The organism is Henriciella sp., assembly GCF_049649345.1.
Lineage (GTDB): Bacteria > Pseudomonadota > Alphaproteobacteria > Caulobacterales > Hyphomonadaceae > Henriciella.
Genome location: NZ_JBARZC010000198.1, coordinates 1 through 6,201, shown reverse-complemented (window position 1 = coordinate 6,201; position 6,201 = coordinate 1). Strand labels below are relative to the sequence as shown.

The following is a 6,201-nucleotide window of genomic DNA, read 5'->3' as shown; positions in this document are numbered from 1 at the left end:
GGCCTAGATCAGATTTCCTGATTATAGGCCCCGACTTCTTGATGCTTGCCAAGCCGGGGTTTGACTTCCTTGTGGAAGAGGTCGCGCATGTCGTCTTCGGACTGAAGGCTTTCGACAACCACCACCAGTTCCGGCTTGTTGGATGAGGCGCGGACCAGCACCCAGGAGCCGTCTTCCAGTGTGACGCGTGCGCCATTGACGGTGTTCACATCGACGATCTTGCGACCGAGGATTTCGCCGCCGGCCATGCCTTCATATTCGGCGACCATCTTGTCGATCACATCGTACTTGATCTCGTCATCGCAGTGCGGCGACATGGTGAGCGAGGTATAGGCGACGCCAAGTTCGGATTTGAGGTCTGCCATCGTCTTGTCAGGGTTGCGGTCGAGCATTTGCAGGATCGCAGCGGCAGCGACGATGCCATCATCATAGCCAAGCCCGATCGGCGGGCGGAAGAAAAAGTGGCCTGACTTTTCAAAACCTGCGAGCGCACCGAGATCGGTCGTGCGGCGTTTGATGTAGGAATGGCCGGTCTTGTAATAGTCGACGGTGGAGCCGTTTTCTTTCAGCACCGGGTCAGTCTTGTAGAGGCCGGTCGATTTCACATCCACGACGAAGTTCGCGCCGGGATGCACCCTCGAAAGATCGCGCGCCAGCATCAGGCCGATCTTGTCGGCGAAGATTTCCTCCCCCGTATTGTCGACCACGCCGCACCGGTCGCCGTCGCCGTCGAAGCCGAGCGCCACATCAGCGCCCTGCTCTTTGACGGCTTCGGCCATGGCGTGAAGCATTTCGCTGTCTTCGGGGTTCGGGTTGTATTTCGGGAAGGTGTTATCGAGAGTGCAGTCCATCTCGACGACTTCGGCGCCCATGGCGCGAAGGGCATCGGGCGCGAAGGCACCGGCCGTCCCGTTGCCGCAGGCGGCGATGACCTTGATCTTTCTTTTCAGGCTGACGCCTTCAGAGACCGAAGCGATGTATTTCTCGCGCATCCCGTCGACGCGGAACGAGCCGCCGCCTGCACGGGGCTGAAAGTCACCGTTCAGGACAATTTCCTTCAGCCGGCCCATCTCTTCTGGCCCGAAGGTCAGCGGCTTGTTGGCGCCCATCTTCACGCCCGTCCAGCCGTTCTCATTGTGGCTCGCTGTCACCATGGCACAGCAATCGGCTTCGAGCTCGAACTGCGCCCAATAGACCATTGGGCTCAGCGCCATGCCGACATCAAGCACTTCGCAGCCGCCCGCCACGAGACCAAGCTTCAGCGCATTCTTGATTGAGAGCGAGATTGAACGGAAGTCATGACCGGTAACCACTTTCGGCTCGACGCCCAGTTCGTGAAACAGAGTCGCCATACCGAGGCCGAGCGCTTCAACGCCGAGGAGGTTAAGCTCTGGCGGCTTTTCATGACCCGGCCCGCCAAACCACCAGCGCGCATCATACTCGCGGAACCCGGTCGGCTTCACGAGCGGCAGGGTCTCGAATTCGATCGAGTTCGGGGCAATGTCGGCGCGCGGTTTCGGCATCATGGGCCGTGTCTCCTTAAAATCTGCTGGGCTCAATTGGCACAGAAGTGCAACGCATTTCCAGTCTCGGGGGTCCTTTTCTCAGGCGCGATTGTGCTGCTTCAGGAAATTCGCGATCCACGCGCCAACGAGGGCGTTGTCGATGGGGCGGTCGAGGCTGGTGCAGGCCTCATCGACAGCCTGTGCGCTAAACGCGGTACCGCGCCGGACGTTGTAAAGTGCGCAGCTGAAGCCACTCGCAAATTCCGGATGGCCCTGAAAGCTGATGGCAGGCACGTCGCCATAGTCGAGCACGGCAAATGGGGTGAAGTCCGAGGCAGCCACGACGCTGGCGCCGGGCGGCAGACTCTCGACCTGGTCCTGGTGGCTGACGCCGAGAGAGAATGTCTCCCGGTCATATCCGCCCATCCAGGCCGGGCGCTCGCATATCTGATAAGTGTGGCGGCCGATGCCCCAGCCCTTGTCCGACTTGCCGACCTTTGCGCCGAGCGCCTTGGCAACCGCCTGATGGCCGAAGCAGATACCGATCTGCGGGATGGTCTTTGCCGCAGCCCGCTGGATGAAATTGAACAGGGGCTGCATCCAGGGATGGATCTCGTAGACGCCCGCGGCAGAGCCGGTGACGAGGATGGCCTCTGTCTCATCGAGGTCAGGAAAGGCCTCGCCGGTCACGACCGATACGGCTTCGGTCTCCAGGCCCGGCATGTGCGGTGCAATGAGCTCATGGAACATGGCCGGATAGCGTGGCCAATGCTGCCGCAGCGGTTCGGGCGGCAGGCCGGTTTCGATTATCGTCAGTTTCATGGTGTCGAGGCACCTGCCGGTGGAGCTGAGGGTGCTGTCTGCCCTTCGATCCAGTCTTCAATACTTGTCTCGAGCGCATCGAGCGGCAGGGAGCCCTGACCCAGAACGGCATCATGGAAGGCGCGAATGTCGAATTCATCGCCGAGCGCGTCCTTGGCCTGCTGGCGCAGCTCGAGGATTTTCAACTCGCCGACCTTGTAAGCCGTCGCCTGTCCGGGCCAGCCGATATAGCGGGTTACTTCGGTCTCGATATTGAGCGGGGCGAGGGCGGAGTTCTCAACGAAACACGTCTCGGCCTCTTCGCGTGACCAGCCATACCAGTGCAGGCCTGTGTCAGCGACGAGGCGGCAGGCGCGCCACATCTCATAGGACAGCTGGCCAAACCGCTCATAGGGCGTCTGGTAGATGCCGGCCTCGCCTGCAAGTTTCTCGGCATAAAGCCCCCAGCCTTCGCCAAAGGCCGTCGCATAATATTGCTGGCGGAAACGCGGCACGTCTTCCATCTCCTGGGCCAGCGCGATCTGCAGATGATGCCCCGGGACGGCTTCATGGGCCGAGAGCGCAGGCAGTTCATACAGCGGGCGCTGGTCTAGCGCGTAGGTGTTGACCAGATAGGTCCCCGAAATGCCCTCTTCTGGATCGCCGCCTGAATAGCGCCCCGTCGTATAGCCAGGCGCGATGTCAGCCGGCACAGGTTCGACGCCATAGGTGAGGCGCGGCAATGTGCCGAAATAGTCTGGCAGGATCGCGTCGAGGCGGTTTGAAATGCGCGCGGCCTTCTCCATCAGGTCTTCCGGCGTATCGGCATAGAATTGCGGATCTGTGCGCAGGAAATTGAGAAACTCATCAAATGTGCCGGGATACTCGATCTCGGCGATGATCGCCTCCATCTCGGCGCGGATGCGCGCGACTTCGCTCTGGCCGAGCTGGTGGATCTCGCCCGGCGTATAGCCGGCACCGGCGGTGTGGTTGCGGATCGCGGCATCGTAATAGGCTTGCCCGCCGTCCAGCGAGAAAACGCCCGGTTCGGACCGCGCATTCGGGACGTATTCGGTTTCCATGAATGTGAGGAGTTCGCGATAGGCCTGCAGCGCTTCGGAAACGCTGTTGCGGCCTGTGGTGCGCAGCGCCGCCTTCGTCTCTTCATCCAGCGCGTCCGGCAAATTCTCGAAAGGCGACCAGAGTGAGCTGTCTTCGGGCGTTGCGACGACCTGTTCGCGGATCTGGTTGATCGTTGTGTTCATAGGATCGGCATGGGCGGTCCAGCCTGTCGCGATGCCGCGCCGCATATTGGCGATGTTCTGATCGAAATAGCGCGGCAGATCGTTGAGCCGCTGAATCCAGGCTTCGGCGTCTTCCTCGGTCCGGATCCTCAGATTCTTTGCAGCGAAGAAAGGTTGGGCATGAAACCCCCAGTCACCGACAAAGGGCAGGCGAGCCGTGTCGAACTGGTCGTCCATGATAAGCTGCTCAAGCAAGTGGGCGAGGATGGCCCGTTCAGCGAAGGACTCGTCCTCGACCGCCGCCAGCCGGCCCTTCAGAAGGCGAGCCTGGTCTGCCAGCGATTTCACATAGAGCGGTGAGACATCCGCCCAGCGGCTCGGCGCCCTGTCTTCGGCGCGCGCCTCTGCCGACGGGCTCGCAGCGATCATCAGCGCCTCATAGTCGCTCACGATGGAGGCAAGCGTCGGCGCAAGCGCTTCGGTCTCTGCGGCCTCCGGGGCTTCGGGCGCCGTCTGCGCGGTGGCAAGTGACGCAGCGGCAAGTGCACACAGTATGACCGGGACCGATTTTCTCATTGCTGTACCTGCCTTTCTTGTCGCGTTGACACCACGTTTGACCCATCTAGAACCCGTCATAACAAAGCAGAAGGTTCTGGAGCGAATATATGTCAGGTTCAGAGTGGACTGATCCACGCCCGATGTCACCACACCTGTCGGTGTGGAAGTGGCACTGGACGATGGCCGCCTCGATTTTTCACAGGGTCACCGGTTTCGGCAATTATCTCGGCGCTCTGCTGGTCAGCGCCTGGATCGTTTCGCTTGGCGCAGGGCCCGAGGCATACGGCTTCGTCGAGGGCATCATGCTTCACCCGGTCGGCCAGATCCTCCTCTTCTTCTGGCTCCTGTCTGTCATGTTCCACCTCTTCAATGGCATCCGGCACCTCATGTGGGACGGGCCGAAAGTGGGCTTCGACCCGAAAGCGGCGAGCCTCTGGTCGGTCGTCAATTTCGCGCTCGCCATTATTGCGGCTGCAACGATCTGGTCGCTCGCGACCAATCTGTTCTAGGGGAGCTTTCAGATGAGCACCAACTACAAGACCCCAGCAGCGGCGGCGCGCGGCCTCGGTTCTGCGAAATCCGGAACGGACCACCATATCCGCCAGCGCGTATCGGCAATCGCGCTGATCTTTCTCGTGCCGTGGTTTCTCTATGCCGTGATCGCGGCGACCCAATCGGGCTTCGACGGCGCGACGGCCTGGCTCGCCCAGCCCTGGAACGCGATCCTGATGATCCTCACCCTGGGTGCGGCGTTCTACCATATGCGGCTCGGTATGCAGGTCATTATCGAGGACTATATCGGTAAGGCGGGCATGAAGCAGGGACTGCTTGTTCTCAATACATTCGTCTGCGTCGGCCTGTTTGCCGCGACCGCGCTCTCGGTGCTCAAAATCTGGATTTCGGCGGGCGCCTGAGGCGCGCTCTGAAAGGAAACGATCGATATGTCTGACTATAAATTCGTTGATCACACCTATGATGTGGTGGTGGTCGGTGCTGGCGGCTCCGGCCTGCGTGCGGCGCTTGGCGCGGCGCAAGCCGGCCTTCGTACAGCCTGTATCACCAAGGTCTTCCCGACGCGCTCCCATACGGTTGCCGCACAAGGCGGCATCGCAGCCTCGCTCGGCAATATGGGCCCGGACAATTGGCGCTGGCACATGTACGACACGGTCAAGGGGTCTGACTGGCTCGGCGACCAGGATTCGATCGAGTATCTCTGCCGCGAAGCGCCTCAGGCGGTCTATGAGCTTGAGCACTGGGGCATGCCCTTCTCGCGCAATGAGAATGGCAAGATCTATCAGCGCCCGTTCGGCGGCCACACCACAGAGTATGGCGAAGGCCCGCCGGTCCAGCGCACCTGCGCGGCGGCGGACCGGACCGGCCACGCCATGCTGCACACCCTCTACGGCCAGTGCGTCAAGGAAGAGACCGAATTCTTCATCGAGTATTTCGCGCTCGATCTCATCATGGATGAGGAAGGGGCCTGCCGCGGCGTCACGGCCTGGAAGCTCGACGATGGCACGCTGCACCGCTTCCGCGCGCAGAAGACCATCCTCGCGACCGGCGGTTATGGCCGGGCCTTCTTCTCCTGTACCTCGGCGCACACGTGCACGGGCGACGGCAATGCCATGGTCCTGCGCGCCGGCCTGCCGCTGCAGGACACAGAGTTCATCCAGTTTCACCCAACCGGCATCTATGGCGCCGGCTGCCTGATCACCGAGGGCGCACGCGGCGAGGGCGGATATCTCACCAATGCCGAAGGCGAGCGCTTCATGGAGCGCTATGCCCCATCGGCCAAGGACCTCGCCTCCCGCGATGTCGTCTCGCGCGCCATGACGGTCGAAATCCGCGAAGGCCGCGGTGTCGGCGGGGAGAATGATCATATTCACCTCCACCTCGAACACTTGCCGGCCGAAGCGTTGGCCGAGCGCCTGCCGGGTATCTCCGAGACGGCGAAAGTCTTCTCCGGTGTGGACGTCACCAAGGAGCCGATCCCGGTCCTGCCGACGGTCCATTATAATATGGGCGGTATCCCGACCAATTATCATGGCGAAGTCCTGACCAAGAAGGGCGCCGATCCTGACAGTGTTGTGCCA

General features: G+C 61.4%; 6 protein-coding genes. 3 read left to right on the top strand and 3 right to left on the bottom strand.

Going from position 1 to position 6,201, the window contains the following annotated elements; genetic code table 11:
• Positions 1 to 8 precede the first annotated feature (8 nt).
• The 3 genes from WA989_RS04930 to WA989_RS04920 form a co-directional block, all read right to left on the bottom strand.
• The gene (locus WA989_RS04930) at positions 9 to 1,523 is read right to left on the bottom strand and encodes a phosphomannomutase/phosphoglucomutase (RefSeq protein ID WP_424339395.1); all 1,515 of its coding nucleotides are present in this window, start codon (positions 1,521 to 1,523) and stop codon (positions 9 to 11) included.
• An 81-nt stretch (positions 1,524 to 1,604) separates the two neighbouring features.
• The gene (locus WA989_RS04925) at positions 1,605 to 2,327 is read right to left on the bottom strand and encodes a glutamine amidotransferase-related protein (protein ID WP_424339394.1); all 723 of its coding nucleotides are present in this window, start codon (positions 2,325 to 2,327) and stop codon (positions 1,605 to 1,607) included.
• Complete coding sequence (locus WA989_RS04920) at positions 2,324 to 4,126, bottom strand: DUF885 domain-containing protein (protein ID WP_424339393.1); 1,803 nt, start codon at positions 4,124 to 4,126, stop codon at positions 2,324 to 2,326. Before WA989_RS04920 ends, WA989_RS04925 begins: the two co-directional genes overlap by 4 nt.
• Before the next feature lie 89 nt (positions 4,127 to 4,215).
• Here WA989_RS04920 and sdhC point away from each other — a divergent pair, with 89 nt between their 5' ends.
• The 3 genes from sdhC to WA989_RS04905 form a co-directional block, all read left to right on the top strand.
• Positions 4,216 to 4,617 carry a succinate dehydrogenase, cytochrome b556 subunit gene (sdhC, locus tag WA989_RS04915; RefSeq protein ID WP_424339392.1) on the top strand — a complete coding sequence of 134 codons (402 nt, stop codon included), beginning with the start codon at positions 4,216 to 4,218 and terminating at the stop codon, positions 4,615 to 4,617.
• A gap of 12 nt (positions 4,618 to 4,629) precedes the next feature.
• The gene (gene sdhD, locus WA989_RS04910) at positions 4,630 to 5,022 is read left to right on the top strand and encodes a succinate dehydrogenase, hydrophobic membrane anchor protein (RefSeq protein ID WP_424339391.1); all 393 of its coding nucleotides are present in this window, start codon (positions 4,630 to 4,632) and stop codon (positions 5,020 to 5,022) included.
• Positions 5,023 to 5,049: 27 nt separating this feature from the next.
• The coding region (locus WA989_RS04905) for an FAD-binding protein (RefSeq protein ID WP_424339390.1) at positions 5,050 to 6,201 on the top strand (1,152 nt) is incomplete at its 3' end.